This window comes from Vibrio kasasachensis (assembly GCF_050337565.1).
In the GTDB taxonomy this organism is placed as follows: Bacteria; Pseudomonadota; Gammaproteobacteria; order Enterobacterales; family Vibrionaceae; genus Vibrio; species Vibrio kasasachensis.
Genome location: NZ_JAKJTB010000049.1, coordinates 1 through 616, shown reverse-complemented (window position 1 = coordinate 616; position 616 = coordinate 1). Strand labels below are relative to the sequence as shown.

Here is a 616-nt window from a genome sequence, read left to right as displayed (position 1 = left end):
ATACGTTCCCGGGCCTTGTACACACCGCCCGTCACACCATGGGAGTGGGCTGCAAAAGAAGTGGGTAGTTTAACCTTTCGGGGAGGACGCTCACCACTTTGTGGTTCATGACTGGGGTGAAGTCGTAACAAGGTAGCGCTAGGGGAACCTGGCGCTGGATCACCTCCTTATACGATGATTACTCACRATGAGTGTCCACACAGATTGATGGTTTTTGAGGTTTTATACCTCGAGCTATTATTGCTCTTTAACAATTTGGAAAGCTGACTAAATAATCTTTAAKAAGATTATTTGTAAAGTTCTCAATGTTTACCTTWATGGTAAACACCAAAAAACACATTCAAGTGTTCTTGGCAATATCACTTCCTAGTGAAGTGATTATTCGAAATTGAGTCCGGCAAAATCGAACGTCTCTCACTCATAAAATAGAGAGACAACTTGGTTGTTTAACGAAACTCCTTCGGGTTGTATGGTTAAGTGACTAAGCGTACACGGTGGATGCCTTGGCAGTCAGAGGCGATGAAAGACGTAGTAACTTGCGATAAGCCCAGATTAGGTAGTAACAACCGTTTGAGTCTGGGATTTCTGAATGGGGAAACCCACGTGCATAAGCACG

2 rRNA genes are annotated in these 616 nt (G+C 43.9%); both read left to right on the top strand.

Features of this window, described 5'->3' with window-relative positions:
- Nucleotides 1–170: ribosomal RNA gene (locus L4C38_RS21290) — 16S ribosomal RNA — on the top strand; the annotation flags it as partial.
- Between the two features lie 301 nt (nucleotides 171–471).
- Nucleotides 472–616 (top strand): 23S ribosomal RNA (locus tag L4C38_RS21285); the annotation flags it as partial.